This window comes from Glycomyces algeriensis, assembly GCF_027622855.1.
Taxonomy (GTDB): Bacteria; Actinomycetota; Actinomycetes; order Mycobacteriales; family Micromonosporaceae; genus Glycomyces; species Glycomyces algeriensis.
Window position 1 is genome coordinate 349,738 of record NZ_JAPZVR010000004.1, and the last position, 20,462, is coordinate 370,199.

At 69.7% G+C, this 20,462-nt stretch carries 16 protein-coding genes and 2 pseudogenes; 10 read left to right on the forward strand and 8 right to left on the reverse strand.

Annotated elements, in window-relative coordinates:
* Window positions 1-262, reverse strand: a pseudogene (locus O2L52_RS10240) (hypothetical protein); the annotation flags it as partial.
* Window positions 263-563: 301 nt separating this feature from the next.
* Here O2L52_RS10240 and O2L52_RS10245 point away from each other — a divergent pair.
* A complete protein-coding gene (locus tag O2L52_RS10245) occupies window positions 564-2,330 on the forward strand; it encodes a glycoside hydrolase family 6 protein (protein WP_270115285.1) in 1,767 nt (588 codons plus the stop codon).
* A gap of 256 nt (window positions 2,331-2,586) precedes the next feature.
* On the opposite strand, the gene O2L52_RS10250 is transcribed toward O2L52_RS10245, so the two are convergent.
* The gene (locus O2L52_RS10250) at window positions 2,587-3,297 is read right to left on the reverse strand and encodes a TetR/AcrR family transcriptional regulator (protein WP_270115286.1); all 711 of its coding nucleotides are present in this window, start codon (window positions 3,295-3,297) and stop codon (window positions 2,587-2,589) included.
* 14 nt (window positions 3,298-3,311) lie between these two features.
* The gene (locus O2L52_RS10255; RefSeq protein ID WP_270115287.1) at window positions 3,312-4,907 is read right to left on the reverse strand and encodes an MFS transporter; all 1,596 of its coding nucleotides are present in this window, start codon (window positions 4,905-4,907) and stop codon (window positions 3,312-3,314) included.
* 277 nt (window positions 4,908-5,184) lie between these two features.
* Here O2L52_RS10255 and O2L52_RS10260 point away from each other — a divergent pair, with 277 nt between their 5' ends.
* The 3 genes from O2L52_RS10260 (at window position 5,185) to O2L52_RS10270 (ending at window position 9,062) form a co-directional block, all read left to right on the forward strand.
* Window positions 5,185-6,654 (forward strand): menaquinone biosynthesis decarboxylase, encoded by a 1,470-nt coding sequence (locus O2L52_RS10260; protein WP_270115288.1) that lies wholly within the window; start codon window positions 5,185-5,187, stop codon window positions 6,652-6,654.
* Window positions 6,647-7,534 (forward strand): menaquinone biosynthesis prenyltransferase MqnP, encoded by an 888-nt coding sequence (gene mqnP, locus O2L52_RS10265; RefSeq protein WP_270115289.1) that lies wholly within the window; start codon window positions 6,647-6,649, stop codon window positions 7,532-7,534. The genes O2L52_RS10260 and mqnP overlap by 8 nt, the downstream gene beginning before the upstream one ends.
* A 79-nt stretch (window positions 7,535-7,613) precedes the next feature.
* Window positions 7,614-9,062 (forward strand): AAA family ATPase, encoded by a 1,449-nt coding sequence (locus tag O2L52_RS10270; protein WP_270115290.1) that lies wholly within the window; start codon window positions 7,614-7,616, stop codon window positions 9,060-9,062.
* Between the two features lie 76 nt (window positions 9,063-9,138).
* On the opposite strand, the gene O2L52_RS10275 is transcribed toward O2L52_RS10270, so the two are convergent.
* Entirely contained in the window at window positions 9,139-9,861 is a 723-nt protein-coding gene (locus O2L52_RS10275; protein WP_270115291.1) for an NAD(P)-dependent oxidoreductase, read from the reverse strand.
* A gap of 104 nt (window positions 9,862-9,965) precedes the next feature.
* On the opposite strand from O2L52_RS10275, the gene O2L52_RS10280 reads away from it, so the two are divergent.
* The 6 genes and pseudogenes from O2L52_RS10280 (at window position 9,966) to htpX (ending at window position 17,453) form a co-directional block, all read left to right on the forward strand.
* Window positions 9,966-10,646 (forward strand): TetR/AcrR family transcriptional regulator, encoded by a 681-nt coding sequence (locus O2L52_RS10280; RefSeq protein ID WP_270115292.1) that lies wholly within the window; start codon window positions 9,966-9,968, stop codon window positions 10,644-10,646.
* A gap of 163 nt (window positions 10,647-10,809) precedes the next feature.
* Complete coding sequence (gene nuoK / locus O2L52_RS10285; protein ID WP_270115293.1) at window positions 10,810-11,130, forward strand: NADH-quinone oxidoreductase subunit NuoK; 321 nt, start codon at window positions 10,810-10,812, stop codon at window positions 11,128-11,130.
* Window positions 11,127-12,929, forward strand: a complete 1,803-nt coding sequence (locus O2L52_RS10290) for an NADH-quinone oxidoreductase subunit 5 family protein (protein WP_270115294.1) — start codon at window positions 11,127-11,129, stop codon at window positions 12,927-12,929. Before nuoK ends, O2L52_RS10290 begins: the two co-directional genes overlap by 4 nt.
* A 716-nt stretch (window positions 12,930-13,645) precedes the next feature.
* Window positions 13,646-14,782: pseudogene (locus O2L52_RS10295) on the forward strand (complex I subunit 4 family protein); the annotation flags it as partial.
* Window positions 14,783-16,516: an NADH-quinone oxidoreductase subunit N gene (locus tag O2L52_RS10300; RefSeq protein ID WP_270115295.1), complete on the forward strand. Its 1,734-nt coding sequence runs from the start codon at window positions 14,783-14,785 to the stop codon at window positions 16,514-16,516.
* A gap of 73 nt (window positions 16,517-16,589) precedes the next feature.
* Window positions 16,590-17,453, forward strand: a complete 864-nt coding sequence (gene htpX, locus O2L52_RS10305; protein WP_270115296.1) for a zinc metalloprotease HtpX — start codon at window positions 16,590-16,592, stop codon at window positions 17,451-17,453.
* Between the two features lie 73 nt (window positions 17,454-17,526).
* On the opposite strand, the gene O2L52_RS10310 is transcribed toward htpX, so the two are convergent.
* The 4 genes from O2L52_RS10310 to O2L52_RS10325 all read right to left on the reverse strand — a co-directional run bounded on the left by O2L52_RS10310 (window position 17,527) and on the right by O2L52_RS10325 (window position 20,298).
* Window positions 17,527-17,850: a DUF2516 family protein gene (locus tag O2L52_RS10310; protein ID WP_270115297.1), complete on the reverse strand. Its 324-nt coding sequence runs from the start codon at window positions 17,848-17,850 to the stop codon at window positions 17,527-17,529.
* 43 nt (window positions 17,851-17,893) lie between these two features.
* Entirely contained in the window at window positions 17,894-17,995 is a 102-nt protein-coding gene (locus O2L52_RS10315) for a 30S ribosomal protein bS22 (RefSeq protein WP_081687713.1), read from the reverse strand.
* Window positions 17,996-18,138: 143 nt separating this feature from the next.
* On the reverse strand, window positions 18,139-18,342 hold the full coding sequence (locus O2L52_RS10320) for a helix-turn-helix domain-containing protein (protein ID WP_030155806.1): 204 nt from the start codon (window positions 18,340-18,342) through the stop codon (window positions 18,139-18,141).
* A gap of 198 nt (window positions 18,343-18,540) precedes the next feature.
* Window positions 18,541-20,298, reverse strand: coding sequence for a gluzincin family metallopeptidase (locus O2L52_RS10325; protein WP_270115299.1), 1,758 nt, complete (start codon window positions 20,296-20,298; stop codon window positions 18,541-18,543).
* Between the last annotated feature and the right edge of the window lie 164 nt (window positions 20,299-20,462).

Genomic DNA, 20,462 nt, shown 5'->3' on the forward strand with positions numbered 1-20,462 from the left:
AGCGGCTCGGCGCCCCCGAGGCATGGCGCCGAGCCGCCGCCACCGAGAGCCGATCCCGGGCAGGGAGCGGGCGAACCGGCACTTCGCCCGCATGAAGACGGCGGGGCCGCGCATCGCGCGGCCCCGCCGCTTTCGGCTGTGCTGCTTCCGAGAGTGCTGCTTTCGGATGGGCCGCTTCCGTGAGCGCCGCTGCGCTGTTGCCATGGCGCGGTTGCCGAATGTGAAACGGGTCGAGCCGGGCGGTCGCCAGCAAAACGGACATTCGCAGCGCCCCCGAATCAATGATGGCGCCCGGGTGCGACATGCTGCGCGACAAAGTTTTTCTAAAGGGCCCGTACTGATCTCGCGGGAGCGTTTTCACTGAGTCAAGCGCTTGCCGTTCCCCGGAACGCCTTCGAAAGCGTTGGCCAATCCGGCCGGATGCGTGAATTTTCCTGGTGGACCTCTTGACAGTCCATCAATATATCGGAGATTATCAATGCACATCTTGGGAGCGCTTCCCTGGATGGTCACCCGTTCCGGGCCGCTTCACGTGGCCGATCAACCCCGAAGGACATCGACACATGCAAGTATCTCGAAGGAGAAGAAGACTCGCGCTCACGAGCGTGGCCGTGGGTGCGCTCGCGGCCACCGGTCTGACCTTTGCGTCGGCGAACCAGGCACTCGCCGAAGAAGGCTGCGAAGTCGACTACAACATCGTCAGCACGTGGGGCGGCGGTTTCCAGGCCAACGTCGTCATCACCGCCGACGAAGCGATCAACGGCTGGGAGGTGAAGTGGAACTTCCCGTCCGGGACCACCGTCTCCAACGCGTGGAACGTCGGATGGTCCCAGAGCGGCACCGGCTTCACCGGCAAGGACGTCGGCTGGAACGCCAGCATCGGCTCCGGCCAGAGCCGCGAGGTCTTCGGATTCATCGGGAGCGGGTCCTCTGCGACTCCGGGCCAGTTCACGGTGAACGGCGACGTCTGCAACGGTCCGGTCGACCCCCCCACCTCGACGACGCCGACCGACGGCCCCACCACCGGTGACCCGGGCGGCGGCGGCGACAAGGTCGACAACCCGTACCGGGACGCCCAGGTCTACGTGAACCCGCAGTGGTCCGCACGGGCCGCGGCGGAGCCGGGCGGCGACGCGATCGCCGACCAGCCCACGGGCGTGTGGCTCGACCGCACCAGCGCGATCTACGGCAACAGCTCCCCCACCACGGGCTCGATGGGCCTGGAGGACCACCTCGACGAGGCCCTCGAGCAAGGTGCCGACGTCGTCCAGATCGTCATCTACAACCTGCCCGGCCGCGACTGCGCCGCGCTCGCCTCCAACGGCGAGCTGGGCCAGACCGAGATCGCCGAGTACAAGAGCGAGTACATCGACCCGATCGTCGAGATCCAGGGGCAGGCCAAGTACGCCGACCTCAGGATCGTCAACGTCGTCGAGATCGACTCGCTGCCGAACCTGGTCACCAACGTGACGCCGAGGGCGACCGCGGTCCCCAACTGCGACGTCATGAAGAACAACGGCAACTACGTCGACGGCGTCTCGTACGCCGTGTCCGAGCTCGGCGCCCTGCCGAACACGTACAACTACATCGACGCCGGCCACCACGGCTGGATCGGCTGGGGCGACACGAACCCGCAGTACGACAACTTCTTCGCCGCGGCCGAGCTCTTCGGCTCGCTCATCGGCGAGAACGGGATGACCGCTGACGACGTGCACGGCTTCATCTCCAACACCGCCAACTACTCGGCGCTGGAGGAGCCCTACTGGGCCGTGAACCAGAACGTCGGCGGCCAGGCGCTCAACCAGAACCCGAACCTTCCCTGGGTCGACTGGAACGACTTCAACAACGAGAAGGACTTCACCGAGGCCATGCGCGAGGAACTCATCGCGAACGGCTTCAACGACGACATCGGCATGCTGATCGACACCAGCCGCAACGGCTGGGGCGGCGACTACCGTCCGACCGCCACGTCGACCTCCACCAACCCGGTGACCTTCGTCGACGAGTCCCGCATCGACCAGCGCTTCCAGAAGGGCAACTGGTGCAACCAGGCCGGTGCCGGCCTCGGCGAGCGGCCGCAGGCCGACCCCGAGCCCTGGATCGACGCCTACGTCTGGATCAAGCCCCCGGGCGAGTCCGACGGCGCCTCTGAGGAGATCCCGAACAACGAGGGCAAGGGCTTCGACGAGATGTGCGACCCCGACTACGGCGGCAACATCCGGAACGGCAACAACCCCTCGGGCGCCCGCGACAACATGCCGCTCTCGGGCCACTGGTCCTCCGAGCAGTTCGCGGAGCTCCTCGAGAACGCGTACCCGCCGGTCAACTAATCGGCACGGGGGCTCCGCGATCCGAGAAGCACAGCGCGGAGCTCCTGTCGCCGAAGGCGACACGCCGGTCGACTGAGCGGTAGCGCAGTACTGGTCCGGCCCACCGGGAGGCGGTGGGCCGGACCTCCAGACCACATCCTCGGTTCCTTCCGGTGACCGGGCCCCGCGGGACGGCGGGGCCCGGTCATATCCGGTCCGGGGGAACGGACGCGGCCTTCACGATCGGCGGATCGTGAAGGCCGCGAGGCGTTTCCGGTTATTCGGCGGCTGCGGGCGAGTGACCCGCGCCGATGCCGGCCAGCAGCGAGTCGACGATGCGCTCGACCGTGTCGGGCGACCGGAGCTCCGCGTACTGGCCGTAGACGTAGATCGTCAGCATCGGGCTGACGACCATCGCCACCGCCAGGTGCAGGTCCAGGTCGGGACGCACCTGGCCGCGTTCGGCCCAGTACGCGAAGGTGTCGCGCACGAACTTGCGCCGCCGCTCGACCAGGCGGTCGTGGTGGCGCTTGTACTCCGGGTCCTTCATGGCGAGCATCATGCACTTGAGGACCTTGGTCTCGCGGTCGTCATAGGTGCGGATCATGCTGTGCCCCAAGTGGACGAGGTCGTCGCGCAGCGAGGTGCGCGGCATCTCGGCCGGGAGGGGGGCCTTGATGCACTCGATCGCCGCGGCGACGATCTCCTCCTTGGAGGACCAGCGCCGGTAGATCGAGGCCTTGGAGACGCCGGAGCGCTCCGCGACGGCCTCGATGCTCACGTCGTTGATGCTCTCGTGCTCGGCGATGAGGTCGAGGACGGCTTCCAGGATGGCCTGGCTGACCGCCTCGCTGCGGGGCCGGCCCTTGGCGGGGGCCGGGGTCGCAGGGCCGTCGGGGGCGCCGTCCGCGGCGGCGCCCAGGTGCTGGGCGCCGTCTCGGTCGGCACGGTCCGGGACGGTCGGCGTCTCGCTGAGCTCGGGAGGCATGGCGCGATTCTCCCTCAGGCCTCGACGAGGGCGGGCTCGGCCGCCCGCTCCGGGGTCTCGGTCTCGCGGCGCTGCCTGCCGGGGAAGAACAGCGCGATGATGATGAGGCCGACGAGGGCCACGCCGATCGCCACGAAGGCGGTGGTGTGCAGCGCGTCGATGAACGAGGCGTCGGCCGCGCTCTGGACGGCGCCGGCCGCCTCCGGCGGGAGGGCGCCGCTCTCGAGCACGCCGTACGTCGCCGCGTAGGACTCGCTGGCGTCCGCGTCGAGCTGCGGGACGGCGTCGCCCATCAGGGACTGGTAGGACTGGGCCATGACGGTGCCGAGCACGGCGACGCCGAGCGCGCCGCCGACCTGGCGCAAGGTGTTGGCCAGGGCCGAACCGACGCCGGCCTTCTCCCTGGGGACCGAGGACATGAGCGTGTTCATCGCCGGCGGCATGAGGTTGGCCATGCCGGCGCCGGTGATGAGGAACAGGACGATGACGACCCAGACCGAGGTGTCGGCCTCGAAGACCGTCGCGGTCACCGTGAAGTTGGTGATCACCAGGAGCATGGCGACGATGCCGACGGTCTTGGCGCCGAACTTCTGGACGAGCGTGTTCGACAGCGGCGCGAAGATCAGCATCGAGGCGCCGAACGGCAGGAAGAGCAGGCCGGTCTCCAGCGGCGAGTAGCCCTTGAGGATCTGCAGGTAGAAGGTCATGAAGAACATCAGGCCCATCATCCCGAAGAAGGTCAGGGTGATGATGGCCGAGGACGCCGAGAAGCGGGTGTTCTTGAACAGCTTCATGTCGAGCGAGGCGTGCGGGATGCGCTTCTCCCACAGGACGAACGCGACGAGCACGAGCACGCCGAGCCCGATGGTGCCCCAGACCGCGATGCCGGACCACGAGCCGGCGTCGCCGGCCTCGATGATGCCGTAGGTGAGGCTGACGAGGCCGATCATGGACAGGGCCATGCCGATGAAGTCGGCCTTGGCCTGGCTGCCCTTCGACTCGGGGGCGAGGACGGCGACCGCGATGATGCCGAAGATGACGATCGGCACGTTGATGAGGAAGACCGAGCCCCACCAGAAGTGCTCGAGCAGGGAGCCGCCGACGATGGGGCCGATGGCCCCGCCGATGCCGACGGCGCCGGTCCAGATGCCGAGGGCCTTCGGGAACTCCTTGGCGGAGAAGATGTTGCGCAGCAGCGAGAGGGTGGAGGGCATCATGATGGCCGCGCCGGCGCCCATGAGGGCGCGGTACCAGATCAGCTGGTCGGGCGTGGTCGAGTAGGCGGAGAGCAGCGAGGCGACGCCGAAGACGGCGAGGCCCGCGAGGAGCATCCGCTTGCGTCCGAGGCGGTCGCCGATGATGCCGGAGGCGAAGAGGAGGCCCGCGAAGACGAGCGTGTAGGAGTTGATCATCCAGGCCAGGTCGCTCTGGCTGGCGCCGACGCCTTCGGGCGCGGGCGCGGCCAGGGTCTTCATGGCGACGTTCAGGACGGTGTTGTCCAGGACGACGACGATGAGGCTGATGACCAGGACGCCGAGGATGGCCCACCGGCGCGGGTGGCCTTGGTCCTCGACCTCCGCGGGGGTCGGTTCGGAACGGGTGTCGCTCACAGGGTTTCCGTTTCTGTGCAGTGCAGCGGGTTCGCGCATCTGAGTGATGTGGGCCGCGGCGCCGACCGCGGCTGGTGCGCGCGGGCCGCTGGGCCCGGGGCGCGTGGGTGTTCGATGCCCGGGGTTGTCGTACCCCGGTCGTATCGTGGTGTCGGTTCGAAGCCTACGCCTATACGAAACGATACGGTAGCGTATCGTAATACACCTCACAGGCGCAAGCCCTCCTGCTCTCAGGACGAAGTAGAGCCCGGAAATGTGACCGCGGCAGGGTGGTTGAATGAACGCCGTGGCACCCAAGTTCCCGTACGAAGACCTGCAGGCGTTCCTGGCCGCCCTCGAGGCGGACGGCGACCTCAGGCGCATCACCGCCGAAGTCGACCCGCACCTGGAGATCTCCGAGGTCACCCAGCGGGTGATCCGCGAGGACGGCCCCGCGCTGCTCTTCGAGAACCCGTCCGGGAGCACCATGCCGGTGGCGATCAACCTCTTCGGCACCGAAGCGCGCATGGCCAAGGCCCTCGGCGTGGACTCGCTCAACGAGATCGGCGACCGCATCGGCGCCCTCGCCAAGCCCGAGCTGCCCGTCGGCTGGTCCGGGATCCGCGACGGCCTCGGCAAACTCATGCAGCTCAAGTCCGTGCCGCCCAAGAAGGTGCGCAAGGCCCCCTGCCAGGAAGTGGTCTTCACCGGGGACGACGTCGACCTGAACATGCTCCCGGGCCTCCAGGTCTGGCCCGGCGACGGCGGCGTCTTCCACAACTTCGGGCTCACCCACACCAAGCACCCCGAGACCGGCAAGCGCAACGTCGGCCTCTACCGCCTCCAGCAGCACACCGAGCGGTCGATCGGCCTCCACTGGCAGATCCACAAGAACTCGACGTCCCACTACGCCGAGGCCGAGAAGCGCGGCGAGCGGCTGCCCGTCGCGATCGCGATCGGCCCCGACCCGGTGATGGCCTACGCCGCGACCGCCCCGCTCCCCCCGGACATCGACGAATACCTGTTCGCGGGGTTCCTCCGCGGCGAACGCGTCGAGATGGTCGACTGCCTCACCGTCCCGCTCCAGGTCCCGGCGAACTCGCAGATCGTGCTCGAAGGCTGGGCCGAGCCCGGCGAGCGCGCCGCCGAGGGGCCCTTCGGCGACCACACCGGGTTCTACACCCCGGTGGAGCCGTTCCCGGTCATGCACATCGAGGCGATGACCATGCGGCAGCAGCCGATCTACCACACGATCGTCACGTCGGCCCCGCCCCAGGAGGACCACGGGCTCGGCAAGGCGACCGAGCGGATCTTCCTGCCGCTCATCAGGATCATGGTCCCCGAGATCATCGACTACGACATGCCGGCGGCCGGGGTCTTCCACAACTGCGTGATCGTCTCGATCGACAAGAAGTACCCGAAGCAGGCGCAGAAGGTCATGAGCGCCATCTGGGGCCTCCAGCAGATGAGCCACACCAAGCTCATCGTCGTGGTCGACGCCGACTGCGACGTGCACGACTACCGCGAGGTCGCCTGGCGCGCGCTGGGCAATGTGGACTACTCCCGGGACCTGCTCCTCACCGAGGGCCCCGTCGACCACCTCGACCACGCCTCCTACCACCAGTTCTGGGGAGGCAAGGCCGGCATCGACGCCACCGCGAAATGGCCCGAGGAGGGCTACACGCGCGGCTGGCCCGAAGCGATGCGCATGAGCTCGGCGGTGCAGGCCACGGTCGACCGCCGATGGAAAGAGTACGGACTTGACTGACACCGTCACCCCGAAGCCCAACCACGTCAAGGACTTCCTGAAACTCGTCGCGTTCGAGCACTCGGTGTTCGCGCTGCCCTTCGCGTACCTCTCCACCCTCACGGTGATGACCCTCGAGGACGCCTTCTCCTGGTGGGTCCTGGTCCTCGTCACGATCGCCATGGTCAGCGCCCGCACCCTCGCGATGGCCGCGAACCGGATCATCGACCGCAAGATCGACGCCCTGAACCCCCGTACCGCCAAGCGCGAGCTCGTCACGGGCCGGGTCTCCCTCAACACCGCTTACATCGGCTGCGCGGTGAGCCTCGCCGCCCTGCTGGTCTCGGCCGGGCTGCTCAACCCGCTCTGCCTGTGGCTCAGCCCCCTGGCCGTGGCCCCGCTCGTCGTCTACCCGTATGCGAAGCGCTTCACGAACTACCCGCACGCGATCCTCGGCCTGGCCCAGATGGTCGCACCCGTGGGCGCGTGGCTCGCGGTCACCGGCACCTTCGAGGGCTCGGCGCCGGCCATCGTCCTCGGTGCGGCCGTGGGCCTCTGGATCGGCGGCTTCGACCTCATCTACGCCTGCCAGGACACTGAGGTCGACCGCGAGATCGGCGTCCACTCGACCCCGGCCCGCTGGGGCGTGAAGGCGGCACTGCACGCCTCCACGGTCACCCACGTGCTCGCCTGGGCGGCCTTCGCCTGGTTCGGCACGATGACCGGCTACAGCTGGCTCTACTGGACCGGCCTCGCGGTCGTCGCGGTCGCCCTGGCCTACGAGCACCGGGTGGTGCGCCCGGACGACCTCTCGAAGGTCAACCGCGCGTTCTTCACCGCGAACGGCTTCGTCGCCGTCGCCCTGTTCGCCTTCGCCCTGGCAGACCTGCTCCTTCGCTGACGAGGTTCGCTCTCGAGATGCAACTATGGTTCATGCAAGTATACTTGCATGAACCATAGTTACATGAAACGAGGTGCTAGTGGACAAACCTTCCTCTCTCTTCGCTCGGGACAGGGAATGGCGTGCCCTCGACCAGTTCGTGAACAATCCCGTACCGGATCTGAGCCTGGGCATCGTCAGCGGTCGCCGCCGGCAGGGCAAGACGTTCCTCCTCCAGACGCTGGTCAAAGCCACTGGCGGCTTCTATTTCGCGGCCGAGGAGGCGACCGAAAGCGAATCGCTAAGCCGATTCGGGCAAGCGCTGGCGGACTACCTCGAAGTTCCGGGCACTTTCGAATTCACCTCATGGAGGCAGGCCTTCGACCAGGTCCTCGAGCGCTGCCATGGCCGCACCGTCGTAATCGACGAGTTCCCCTACCTCCTGAACGCCTCACCACCGCTGGCCTCGGTCATCCAACATCAGGTCGACTCGCGCGAGCAGCCATGGAAGGACGGCGGCCGAGCCCGGCTCATTCTCTGCGGGTCGGCCATGTCGGTCATGGGCGGCCTCCTCGGCGGCACCGCGCCTCTGCGAGGCCGGGCCTCATTGGAGCTGATCGTCAAGCCCTTCGACTACCGGACCGCCGCCGGCTTCTGGAACGCCGACGAGCCCCGTCTGGCAACGCTGCTGCATTCGATCACCGGCGGTACCCCCGCATACAAGACCCGGTTCGTCGGTCATCAGGTCCCAGAAGGTCTCGAGCGCTTCGACCAGTGGGTAATCGACCGGGTCCTCAACAAGGAATCGCCGCTTTACCATGAGGGGCGCTACCTCATCGCCAGCGAAGGCAACATCCGGAACGCGTCGCTCTATCACGCCGTGCTCGGCGCGATCGCCGCCGGGAAGCACACCCGCAGCGGCATCGCCGCGCACTGCGGCCGCCAGGCTTCAGACCTCACCCACGCATTGTCGGTACTGGAAGACTGCGGCCTGATCCGCATTGAACCGGACGCGTTCAAGGCCAACCGGCACTTGTTCCGCATCAATGAACCGCTCATCGTGTTCTACGAGGCGATCATGCGCCCTGCCTGGTCCCGGCTCGAACTCGGCCAGGCTGAGGCGGTGTGGAGCGAGAGTCGATCCCGGTTCGGCAGCCAGGTCATGGGCCCGCATTTCGAAGGGCTATGTCGCTCCTACACGGCAACAAACGACCGGTTCGGCGCATTTCCGTCTGAAGTGTCCTCCGGAACCATCACTGACCAGGTATCCAGAACCCCCATCGAAGTCGATGTGGTCGCGACCGCGGCGGCCGAGTCCGACAGACCGAAGCGGATCCTCTGCCTCGGTGAGGCCAAGTGGGGCACCCGCATGGATTTGTACCACCTGTCCAGACTCGCCCGAGTGCGCGAGCTGTTGGCGAGCAAGTACGACGTGTCCGGTGCGGCGCTGGCGTGCTTCAGCGCAGCGGGGTTCAGCGACGACCTCGTCGCGGCTGCGGCCGGGGACTCGCGGATCCACTTGATCGGGCTTGACGACCTCTACCGGTAGTCACCGGAAAGGCCGAGTCGAAGCCCGGGCTCGCGCCCTCCCGGGCAGGCCGTAAGCCCAGGCGCGCCGGGCTCGTTCAGGACTGGTGAGCGGCGAGGGCTGAGGGGGTCTTGCAGCCGACTATGGCGGGGGCCTCCTGGACGAGGGCGTCGTCGGTGACGGCTTCGACCATGAAGAGCGCGAAGTCGATGCGGCGGGTCATGTTGCTCGCGAGGAGCGGGTCGCCCACGTGGCGGGCCCACACCGGGAGGCCCTCGCTCGGGCCCTCTTCGAGGTCGGATCCCCGCACCACCGTCCAGCGGGTGCCGCTCTTGAAGATGAGGTCGGTGGCACGGTACTGGTCGTCCATGTCGACGAGGCGCGTGAACCGGATGAGCCGGGCGAAGGCCACCGCGGCCCTGATCTTCCAGGAGTAGACGTCCTCGCCGTCCCGGGTGATGTGCCAGCCGCACGAGAAGACCAGGCGCGCACCGGGTTTCGCGTGGTCGATCACGGCGCGCGCGGTGCCCGAGGCGTAGTCGTGCACGCCCCAGGGCACGAGCACGGTGAGGACGGCGTCGCAGCCTTCGACCGCTTTCGCGATCACCTCGCGGTCGTTCGTGTCGCCGCCGACCACGGTGATCCGGTCGGCGAAGGCCGCGAGCTTGGGGACGCTCTGCTCGCGGCAGACGCCCACGACCTCGTAGCCGCGGTCGAGGGCGTGCCGGACCATGTACCGGCCCAGCTTCCCTGACGCGCCGACGATGCAGATCCGCTTGCCCACGCCGGTCTGCGGGACGATCGGGTTCGACGGTTCCATGGCTTGCTCCTCGCTCGAAGGGTGGTTCTACCTTTACACTGTACAGTAAAACCGTACAGTGTAAAGTCCCCTGCGGGAATCGGCCCAGGGACGGGAGGCGACGGGTGAGCACCGAGACTGGCGAACCGCCTGCGACGCGGCGCAACACGCTCAGCAGGGAGAAGGTCGTGGCCGCCGCCGTGGCGATGGCGGACGCCTCGGACGGCAAGGTCCCGAGCACGCGCAAGCTGGCCGAAAGCCTCGGCGTGCAGGCCATGGCGCTCTACCACCACTTCCGCAACAAGGACGCCCTGCTCGACGGCATGGTCGACTTCGTCTTCGCCGAAGTCGAGCTCCCGGCCGCGGACGCCGACTGGAAGCCGGCCATGCGCCGTCGCGCGGCCTCGATGCGGGAGGCGCTCGTCCGCCATCCGTGGGCGATCGCGATCATGGACTCCCGCGCGAACCCCGGCATCGCCACGCTCCGCCACCACGACGCGGTGATCGGCTGCCTGCGCGCCGGCGGGTTCACCATCGCCGGCGCGGCGCACTCGTTCGCGCTGCTCGACAGCTACGTCTACGGCTTCGTGATCCAGGAGCTGGCGCTCCCGCTCGGCTCGCCCGAGGAGATCCAGCAGTCCGCCGAGTCGGTCCTCGCGCTCGCCCCGGCCGAGGAGTTCCCGCACCTGACCGAGATGGCCGTCGGGCACGCCATGAAGCCCGGCTACGACTACGGCGACGAGTTCTGGACCGGCCTCGACCTCATCCTCGACGGCCTCGAGCAGCGCCGCGACACCTGGCGCTGACGGCTGCGGGCTCGCGGGTCCGAGCACGCGGTTTCCATGCCGCGGCCCAAATGGATCGACGAGTATCAACACGGTCTCGACGCTGGACTTCAGGGTGCCCGGTAGTCCAAGATGAGGCCATGTGGCCCCGATCGACCCATCTCACCCCTCCGGGGAGGGTGCCGTGCACCCGCTGATCGGGTTCCTGATCGCCGTGGGGCTGTTCGCGATCGGCCTCTACGGGGTGCTGACGCGCCGCAACGCCGTGCTCCAGCTGGCCGCCGCGGAACTCATGCTCGGCGGCGTGCACCTGGTCCTCGTCAGCGCCGACCTCGTCCACAATGCTTATACCGGCCAGAGCTTCGCACTCTTCATCGTGGTCATCGCCGCCGCCGAGGTCGGGGTGGGCCTCGCGCTCATCCTCAACCTGTGGCGCGAGCGCGCCACGATCGACACCGACGACCTCCCCGAGGAACCGCCGGCCGACGCCCGGAGCGGCCGATGACCACCGGGCTGCTCCTCATCGGCTTCCCCGCGGCGACGGGCCTGGCCGGGCTGGTGTTCCGGCACCGCGGCCTCGCGAGGTACTTCGCCCTCGCCGCACCCGTGGTCGGGCTGTACATGGCGGCCATGTGCGCCATCATGAACCCGAAGTTCGCGCTGACGCTCGCGGACTTCGGCCCGATCCGGGTCGACCTCGCGCTCGAGGTCTCCGGCACTGCCGCGGCCGTGGCGATCGCGACCGCGTTCGTGACCCTCCTCGTGCAGGCCTACTCGGTCCCCTACCTGCGCGACGACCCGCACTACCCGGCGTTCGCCGCGCAGGTCAACCTGTTCTGCGCCGCGATGCTCCTCGTCGTGACCGCCGACGACCTCGTGTTCCTCCTCATCGGCTGGGAGGTCATGGGCGCCTGCTCCTACCTCCTCATCGCCCACTACGCGAAGCTGCCCGAAGCGCCCGGCGCCGCGGCCAAGGCGTTCCTGGTGACGCGCTTCGGCGACGTCGCGTTCGTCCTCGGCGTCATGATCCTCGGCGCCGCCGCCGGAAGCTTCCGCATCGGCGAGCTCGCCGAGGTGCCGGACGGGCCCGCCGCGGCGGGCATGCTGCTGATCCTCTTCGGCTGCATCGGCAAATCCGCGCAGTTCCCGCTCCAGATCTGGCTCCCCCCGGCCATGGCCGGCCCGACCCCGGTGAGCGCGCTCATCCACGCGGCCACGATGGTCGCGGCGGGCGCGTACGTGCTGACACGGCTCATCCCCGTCTGGCCTGCGCATCTGCTCCTCATCGTCGCGATCGTGGCGGCGGTGACCATGATCGGCGCGGGCCTGTGCGCCCTCGCGGCGAGGGACCTCAAGGGCGTGCTCGCGTGGTCCACGGTCAGCCAGGTCGGGTTCATGTTCGCGGCCGTCGCGGTCGCGGCCGGCGACGCGGCCCTGTTCCACCTCGTCTCGCACGCGGGCTTCAAGGCGCTGCTGTTCCTCACCGCGGGCGTCGTGATCGCGATCGCGGGCACGAACGGCTCCCTGCGCACCACCCGGCTGCGGCCCGGCGACTCGCCGCTGGCGTTCTGGGCCATGACGATCGGACTCGCCTCGATGGCGGGCCTGCCGCCGCTGGGCGGCTTCTACAGCAAAGAGGCGGTGCTCGGCGCGGCCTATGAGGCCGCGACCCCGGCCGGGGTCGTCGTGTTCTGGGCCGGGATCGTCGCGAGCATCCTGACGGCGGCGTACGCGGCGCGGCTGTGGCTGCTCCTGTTCTGGCGCGGCGCGCCCGCACGGGACGAACGGGCGGTGGTGCCGAGCGGCGAGGCGTTCAGCCTGTGGGCGTTGATGATCGTGATCCTCGCCTTCGGCGGCCTGTACTTCGCGGGCCCGTTCCTGCTCCCGGAACTGCACCTGGACCTGATGTCGCTCCTGCTCCTCGCGACCCTCGGCGGATTCGCCGTGGTCGCCGACGCCTGGTGGCGCGGGCACCGCAAAGGGGTGCCCGCGATGGACGGCGAGCGCGATCCGGCGGGCGTCCTCGGCCGGGCCCGGCCCGCGATGGCCGCCGGGTTCTACGCGGAGCGGTTGGCGGGCAAGGGGTTCCGCGCGATCGCCCGGACGGCCAGCGGTGCCGCGCGGGTGCTCGATGAGCGGCTGGTCGACCGGACGGCGGTGGAGGGCTCGGCGCGGGCGACGCTCGCGGCGGCCGAGGACACCGCGGCCGGGCACCGGGGCGGGCTGGTGCGGTACCTGCGGTTGAGTGCGGCGGGGACGCTGCTGGTCACTGCGGTGGCGATCGGGGTGAGCCTGTGGAGCTGATGCTGGTGCCCGCGGTAGCGGTGCCGTTCTTCGGGGCAGTGCTCGTGTGGGCTTGGCGCGACCGGGCGTTCGCGCACTGGATCGGGGTGGCAGCGGCGGCGCTGGGGCTGGTCGTGGTCGCGCTGCTGCCGCTCGGTCGCGGCGACGGCAACTGGTCCACCATGGGCGGGAGCATGACCGGCGGCTGGTGGCACGAGGTCGAGTTCGCTTGGGCGCCTTCGATCTACCTGGACTTCTCGCTGGCGGTCGACGGCATCTCGTGGCCGCTCGCGACACTCACCGCGCTCCTGGGCCTGCTGTGCTGCCTCCACAATGCGCTTGGTGCGGAGCGTCACACTTCAGCTGCGCTTCAGGTGCCGCTGGCTACGGTTGCAACCGGGGGCCCTTCCCGAGATGCGGGTGGTGTTACCGGGGTGCCCGGCGAATCTGGGCTCGGTGAGCCGGGTGAGCCGGCGCTTGGCGAGGACGGCGGAGCGATCGGCGCGGGTGCCGAAGGGCGCTCTTCAGCTGCGCTTCAGGTTCCACTCGCTACGGTTGCAACCGGGGGCCAGACTCGGCGAAGCTTGCGAGCCGTCAATGTGCAGAGCCCAGCCGCGGGTGGTGTTACCGGGGTGCCCGGCGAACCGGCATCCGGTGTATCCGGCGGAGCGCCGCTGAGCGGGACAGCCGAGGCGGCGCTCGGCGAATCCGGCGGAGCGACCGGTACGGCTGATGCCGCGGCGGGGCCGTCGGCAACGCTCACCGCCCTGCTCTTGGCGGTGCAGTTCGCTTCGACGCTCGTGTTCTTCGCGGACAACCTGGTCCTCTTCTTCATCGCTTTCGAATCGGTCCTGCTTCCGATGTGGGCGATCATCCACCGCTACGGCGACCCGGCCGCGCGGCGCCACGCCGCCGCGAAGTTCGCGCTGTTCACCGTCGCCGGGTCGCTGCTCATGGCCACGGGCCTGTTCGTCGCGATCGCCGACACCGGCACCGCCGACCTCGGGGCGCTCATCGTCCTCGGCGGCGTCAGCCCCGAGATCTCACTCCTCGTGTTCGCCCTGCTGGCCATCGGGTTCGCGGTCAAAGCCCCGCTCTGGCCGCTGCACTCCTGGCTGCCCGACGCGCACACCGCCGCCCCGACCGTGGGCTCGGTCCTCCTCGCGGGCGTGCTCCTCAAACTCGGCACGTACGGCCTCATCCGCATCGCCGGCGGCATCGCCCCGCAAGGCGCGGCCGACGCCGCACCGGTCCTCGCCGTGCTCGCCGCGATCGGCATCATCGTCGCGGGCCTGGTGTGCCTCAGCCTCCCCGAACTCAAGCGCCTCATCGCGTACTCCTCCGTGGGCCACATGGGCTTCGTGGTCCTCGCCTTCGCCACCGGCACCGAAGCGGGCGTCAACGCCGCGCTCTTCGGGAACCTCGCGCACGGCCTCATCACCCCCCTCCTCTTCTTCCTCGCCGGAGCGCTCAAGGCCCGCACGCACACCGGGCTCCTCGGCTCACTCGGCGGACTCCGGCTCGCCGCGCCGACGCTCGCCGGGCTGCTCTGCTTCGCGGCGTTCGCATCGCTCGGCCTGCCGGGCCTCGCCGGGTTCTGGGGCGAGGCCTTCACGGTCTACGCGGCGACCGAACGCGGCGGCGCCTGGCTCGCGCTCGCCGCGGCCGCGGCGTTCGGGGCGTTCCTGGCCGCGGCGTACCTGCTGCGGATGCTGCGGCGGGTCAGCCACGGCCCCGTAGCGCCCGCGGTCGCCGGCGTCGGCGACGTCACCGCTGCGGAGCTCATCGTCTGGTCGCCGCTCGTGGCGGGCACGCTGCTGCTCGGCCTGATCCCGGGCCCGCTGCTGGACCTGTTCGGTGAGGGGCTGCTGTAGATGCGGGTACAGGCGATCGACCACGCGGCGCTGCTGCCGCTCTACCTCGCGGCGGGCGCGGCGGTCCTCGCACTCTTCGGGGGCCGGTTCGCGAAGGCCTGCATGATGATCGGGCTCAGCGCAGCGGCGGTCGCGGCCGCCTGGGTCGGCGGCGGCGAGGACCGCGCCACGTTCGCGGTCGGCGAATGGCACTCGTACGTGGCCGACGACGCCGCGATGGGCGCGGCGGTCCTGTTCGCCGGGTTGAGCGTCCTCGTGGCCGCAGTGAGCGGCCGGCAGACGAACGAGTACTGGTTCCTGCTGGCGGTCTCGGCGGCGGGCGGCATCACCCTCGCGAGCTCGCGCGACCTGATCACGCTCATCGTGGCGCTCGAGACGCTCACGGTGCCGCTGTACGTGCTGGTCACGTGGCCAATTTACGGCTCGCAAGCGTCGCCGAAGGGGCCAATTGACGGCTCGCAAGCGTCGCCGAAGGGGCCAACTGACGGCTCGCAAACGTCGCCGAAGGGGCCGATTCGCGGCTCGCAAGCTTCGCCGAGGGAGCCCGGCCGCGACGGCGCCGAGGCTGGCGTGACGTTCCTGATCGCCTCCATCGCGTCCTCGGCGACCGCGCTCATGGGCGCGGCGCTCGTCTACTCGGCCGCGGGAACCGTCCACTTCGAAGGACTCGCGACCGCCCTGACCGGGGCTGACACCAAGCTCGTGGCGTCTGGTGCGGCGCTGCTGCTCGGCGGGCTCGCGTTCAAGCTCGCGGCCGCGCCGCTCCACGCCTGGGCCCCGCTCGTCCTCGAACGGGCCCCGCTGCCGATCGCAACCTACCTCGCGAGCGCCTCCAAGCTCGGCGGCGCGGTCGCGATCATCTGGGTCGTGCACTTCGCGCTCGGGACGGGCGCGGGGACGAGCACCGGAGTCGCGGTGGCGGCGCTCAGCGTCGCCTCGATCGTGGTCGGGAACCTCGGGGCGCTGGTGCAGCGCCGCACGGTCCCGCTGCTGGCCTGGTCCGGGATCGCCCACGCGGGCTACGCGCTGGCCCCGCTCGCGGTGATCGCGACGGCCGCCGGCCAGGCGGACGCGACTGCGGCCGCTTCGGCGGCCCTGGCGTACGCGGTGTTCTTCGTGCTCCTGGAGGCGGGGGCGTTCGCGGCGCTCACCGCCGTCCGATCCGGAATCGCGCTCGCCGCAGGCGGGTCGGCCGAAACAGCGGCTTCCGGGTCCGATGCGGTTCGCGACCCGGCCGGGCCGGAAACGCGAGCGCAGCTTGCGGATTCGGAGCGTCGTACCCTTCTGGGAGCATTGAAATCGGGGGGTCCCCAGGGGTCCGATTTGAAGGCTGGTGCCGGAGTTACGGGGATTCACAGTGGCGGCGAGGGCGGCGCCATCGCCGATCTCTCCGGGCTCTGGCGCACCGCTCCCCTGCCCGCCGCACTCTTCCTCTTCTCCGTGGTCGGCCTCGCCGGGCTGCCGCCCGCGCTCGCCGGGACCTTCGCGAAGGTCGCCGTGCTCGAGGTGCTGGCGTCCTCGGCCGTGTGGCTCGCCGTGATCGTCGCCGCAGGGGCCGTGCTCGGGCTCGCCTACTACCTGCCGCTCGCGCGAGCGGTGCTCCTCGGCCGCGGGCCCGAGCGCGTGACGGGCAAGGGCCGCTTCGCGATCGCCCTGGCCGCGATCGGCCTCGCACTGCTCGCCGTGACGCTCGCGCCGCAGCTCGTGTTGGATTTCACGACCGTTTCCCGGTGAGCTCCCAGCTCACGGAGAAATACTGGCCGTCACCAAGACGTTGCATTTCCCATAAGAAGGGAAACCAAGCACCATGAAGCACCACAACGGCCTCAAGACGGCGGTGCTGCTCGGCGCGATGTCGGCGCTCGTGATCGCCATCGGCTACGTGCTCGGCGGCTCCACGGGCATCCTCATCGCAGCGGTCATCGCCGTCGGCATGAACGCCTACGCCTACTTCAACTCCGACAAGATCGCCCTGCGCTCCATGCGGGCGCAGCCGGTGTCGGAGGCCCAGGCCCCGCAGCTGTACGCGATGGTGCGCGAGCTCGCGCACCGCGCGAACCAGCCGATGCCGCGCCTGTACGTCTCCCCCACGATGCAGCCCAACGCGTTCGCGACCGGCCGCAATCCCGAGAACGCGGCGGTCGCGGTCACCGAGGGCATCCTGCAGCTGCTCACCCCCGCCGAGCTGCGGGCGGTGATCGGGCACGAGCTGTCGCACGTCTACAACCGCGACATCCTCATCTCCTCGGTCGCCGGGGCGCTGGCCAGCATCATCACGATGCTCGCGAACCTGGCCATGTTCCTGCCGTTCTTCGCCTCGGACGACGAGGACCGGCCGAACCCGCTGGTCCTGCTCCTGACGATGATCCTCGGCCCGCTGGCCGCGGGCCTCATCCAGATGGCCGTGTCGCGTTCGCGCGAGTACGAGGCCGACGCCGACGGCGCGCGCCTCACCGGGGACCCGCTCGCGCTCGCGAGCGCGCTGGAGAAGATCTCGGCCGGGGTCGACCGGATGCCGGCGCGGTCGGACAGCCGCATCGCGGAGCAGTCGCACCTCATGATCGAGTCGCCGCTGCGCGGCGGCGGGCTCGCGAGCCTGTTCTCCACCCACCCGCCCACGGCGGACCGGGTGCGGCGCCTGCGGGAGATGGCCCGCGGCGTCGTCCGCTGACGCGTTCAGGGCATGCCGAAAGCCGCGTCGACACAGGCCGACGCGGCTTTCTCACGTGTTCGAGCGGAGCCGCTCAGTACGACGAACCGCCGCCACGAAGTTCTTTGAACCCGGTCCGCACGTCCAGGAGGTACACCAGCGCCGCGGCGATCGTCACCAGGGTGAAGATGAGCCCCGACCCGGGACGCTGCACGAACAGCAGCGTCAAAGCCAGGCTGACGGCCAGGATGCCGAGCCACGCGCCCTTGGAAAGGGTGCCGACCGCGTTGAACGCGTCGGGCTTCTGCACCGCGCAGTGGGTGAGAGCGATGACCGAGAGCAGGGCGGCGCCGAGCGTGATGATCAGAAAGACGTAAGAGCGCACGTCGAAGGCGAACACTGCTGCGAACTCTGGCATGCGCCCAGCCTACCCGCAGGTACTCGGGAACCGGTCGGCTCGGCTACTTGCCGAGCTTGCGACGCTGCACGCGGGTCTTGCGGAGCAGCTTGCGGTGCTTCTTCTTCGCCATGCGCTTGCGCCGCTTCTTGATGACCGAGCCCATAGAGCTTCCTCACAGATGTTCACTAGACAATTTTTCGAGCCCGACCAGCCTAACGCGCGTGCCCGGCGGCCCCCGCGCCGGGCGAGCGGAACCGCAGGCCCCGTCACAGCTCGCGCGTGGCGGGACCTGCCGGGCCGAGGAGATCAGTCGTCGGTCTGGAGCGCTTCGGAGAGGTAGGTCTTGACGGCGCTCTCGGGAACGCGGAAGGAGCGCCCGACCCGCACCGCCGCGATCTCGCCGTTGTGGACGAGCCGGTACACCGTCATCTTCGAGACGCGCATCAGCTCGGCCACCTCCGTCACCGTCAAGAACTTGACCTCGTCGAGGAGGTCCCCGGGTTCGCTCATGTGTCTCACCGTTCTGTCGAGGGCTGTTGCGAGCACTAATGCAAGGACGTGGGGTGTGTGATGTGTGTTGAGGTGCGGCGGACGCGAATGCCCATATGAACCGAAACAAGTCGGTCGTCACAGACTGTGACGTTGATGTCTTTCGATTGGGATGAGGCTCATGTTACGGCAGTCCGGGCCACCCGGCAACACCCGATCTCACACGGTCTGGGCAATGAAGGCCGTAATCTCCTGCATCAGCTCTGCATAGCTCTTCCCGTAGATCTCCTGCACCGCGTCCACTGCGGGCTGCCCCTCGCGGGCCGTCGCGCCGAAGAGCTCGGTGAACTGCTCGACCCCGTACTCGTCGATCAGGTACGTCACGCCGAGGAACCCGCACCCGTACTTGCCGGAGCCGGCGAGCGTGTCATCGTCCCCGTCCGGCGGGAGGATGTCCGTCTCGCAGCCGCCCTGGGCGACGTAGTCGCGCACGTCGCGCGCGCGGGAGTACTCCTCGAAGGTGAGCTCGCCCTCGTCGATGTACTCGGCGACGCCCTCGACCATCCACCAGGTGTCGTCGGCGTACCGCTCGGACGGCGCGGCCCACAGGGTCACGGCGTGGCCGAGCTCGTGCCGGATCACCGAGGTGAGGCCGTAGCCCCAGCCGGTGCGGTCGACGCCCATGACCGTGGCGTACGTGGAGGGCTGGCGCTCGCCGTCGACCGTGCCCGAGAGCGGCAGCGCGAACCCGAGGACGTCCTCGGAGTCCCAGAAGCCCCCGAACCACGACTCGAACTCGTCGTCGCTGGCGATGTAGATGACGTACCGGTCGGGCTTCTCCCAGTACGCCCACTTGTCCGCGTTCACCGCGGCGGCCTCGGAGACCTCCAGGGCCTCGTCGAGGCGGTCGGCCATCGACAGCGGCACCGCCGTGACGGTGCGCTCGCCCACGGCCGCAACGAGGTCGGTGATCTCCCACGGGTGCGGGCCGTCGGCCTCGGAGTTCGAGACCTCGACCATGACCAGGCCGTCGTCGCCCGCGCGCCAGCGCGTGTCGAAGACGATGTCGGCGGCCTTGCAGGTGTCGGCCGGCTCGACGAAGCAGTAGGAGAGCGCGATCGAGATGTCGTAGAGCGGGACCGCGCCGGCCGCGTCCTCGAGCGGGCCCGAGGCGATCCGGTAGTCGAAGCGGGAGACCTGCATCGAGGTGAGCGTGTCGAAGCGGCGGGTCATCTGGTCGTGCAGCGACGGGTCGTACGCGGCCAGCCAGCCCTCGACGCTGTTGTTGAGGAGCGATTCGCTCTGGGCGTCGAGGACGAGCTGCGCCTGCTCCTTGAGGTAGGCGAGGATCTCCGCCTCGGAGGCGTTCGGGCCCGGGCTGGGGACGGTGCCCTCGCCGGGCTGGACCGCGAGCCCCTCGATCGTGCCGGTCTCGGCGGCGGGCATGCCCGGGCGCCAGCCGTTGACGAGGGCCCCGCCGAAGACGGAGCCCGTGATGAGGAGGAGGACGACGAGGATCGTCCCGAACCGGGAGGGTTTCCGGTCGGGACGCGGCTGGTAGTAGACGGGGCCGCCGGGCCACGGTGGCATCGCGGTGACCGGGATCGGGCCGGGCGGGATCTGGTGGGGCGCGCCCGGGTAAGGGGCGGTGGGGTACGGGGCGTTCGCGTACGGGCCCTGCGGTCGGCCCGGCATGGGGCCCTGCGGCATCGCCCCGGGCGGGAGCATGTCGACCGGCAGCGTCGAGGGCGGGGCGGTCGGCTCCGGCATGGGCGGCATGGGTGCGGCCTGCGGGATCGCCGCATCGCCGTTGCCCGCTTGCGGCAGCACCGGTTCGGGCGAGGTGCTGCGCGGCGCTTCGGCCCCGGACCGCTGGCCGGGGACGAGCGGGGACGAGGCGGCCTGCCCGGGGCGGGATTCGCCGGGGTGGTCGCGCTCGGGGGAGTCCGGGGTGAAGTCCTCGGGGGCTTGAGTCACGTTCGCAACTGTAGTCGCCGACCGCTACCCGTGCGAGCCCTCGATGTGTGGTGTGCACTGGGCGTCCAACGCCGTGAGCAGGAACCGGGGCGGGGGGGGGGGGGGGCCCCCCCCCCCGGGGGGGGGGCGCCGCGGGGGCGCCGGGCCCCGGGCACCCGCGCCGC

What these genes read in the sequence shown, in the direction of transcription:
- O2L52_RS10245 (WP_270115285.1), top strand. Translation starts at nt 564, where the DNA reads ATGCAAGTATCTCGAAGGAGAAGAAGACTCGCGCTCACGAGCGTGGCC.
- O2L52_RS10250 (WP_270115286.1), bottom strand. Translation starts at nt 3,297, where the DNA reads ATGCCTCCCGAGCTCAGCGAGACGCCGACCGTCCCGGACCGTGCCGAC.
- O2L52_RS10260 (WP_270115288.1), top strand. Translation starts at nt 5,185, where the DNA reads ATGAACGCCGTGGCACCCAAGTTCCCGTACGAAGACCTGCAGGCGTTC.
- O2L52_RS10275 (WP_270115291.1), bottom strand. Translation starts at nt 9,861, where the DNA reads ATGGAACCGTCGAACCCGATCGTCCCGCAGACCGGCGTGGGCAAGCGG.
- O2L52_RS10290 (WP_270115294.1), top strand. Translation starts at nt 11,127, where the DNA reads ATGACCACCGGGCTGCTCCTCATCGGCTTCCCCGCGGCGACGGGCCTG.
- O2L52_RS10300 (WP_270115295.1), top strand. Translation starts at nt 14,783, where the DNA reads ATGCGGGTACAGGCGATCGACCACGCGGCGCTGCTGCCGCTCTACCTC.
- htpX (WP_270115296.1), top strand. Translation starts at nt 16,590, where the DNA reads ATGAAGCACCACAACGGCCTCAAGACGGCGGTGCTGCTCGGCGCGATG.
- O2L52_RS10310 (WP_270115297.1), bottom strand. Translation starts at nt 17,850, where the DNA reads ATGCCAGAGTTCGCAGCAGTGTTCGCCTTCGACGTGCGCTCTTACGTC.
- O2L52_RS10315 (WP_081687713.1), bottom strand. Translation starts at nt 17,995, where the DNA reads ATGGGCTCGGTCATCAAGAAGCGGCGCAAGCGCATGGCGAAGAAGAAG.
- O2L52_RS10320 (WP_030155806.1), bottom strand. Translation starts at nt 18,342, where the DNA reads ATGAGCGAACCCGGGGACCTCCTCGACGAGGTCAAGTTCTTGACGGTG.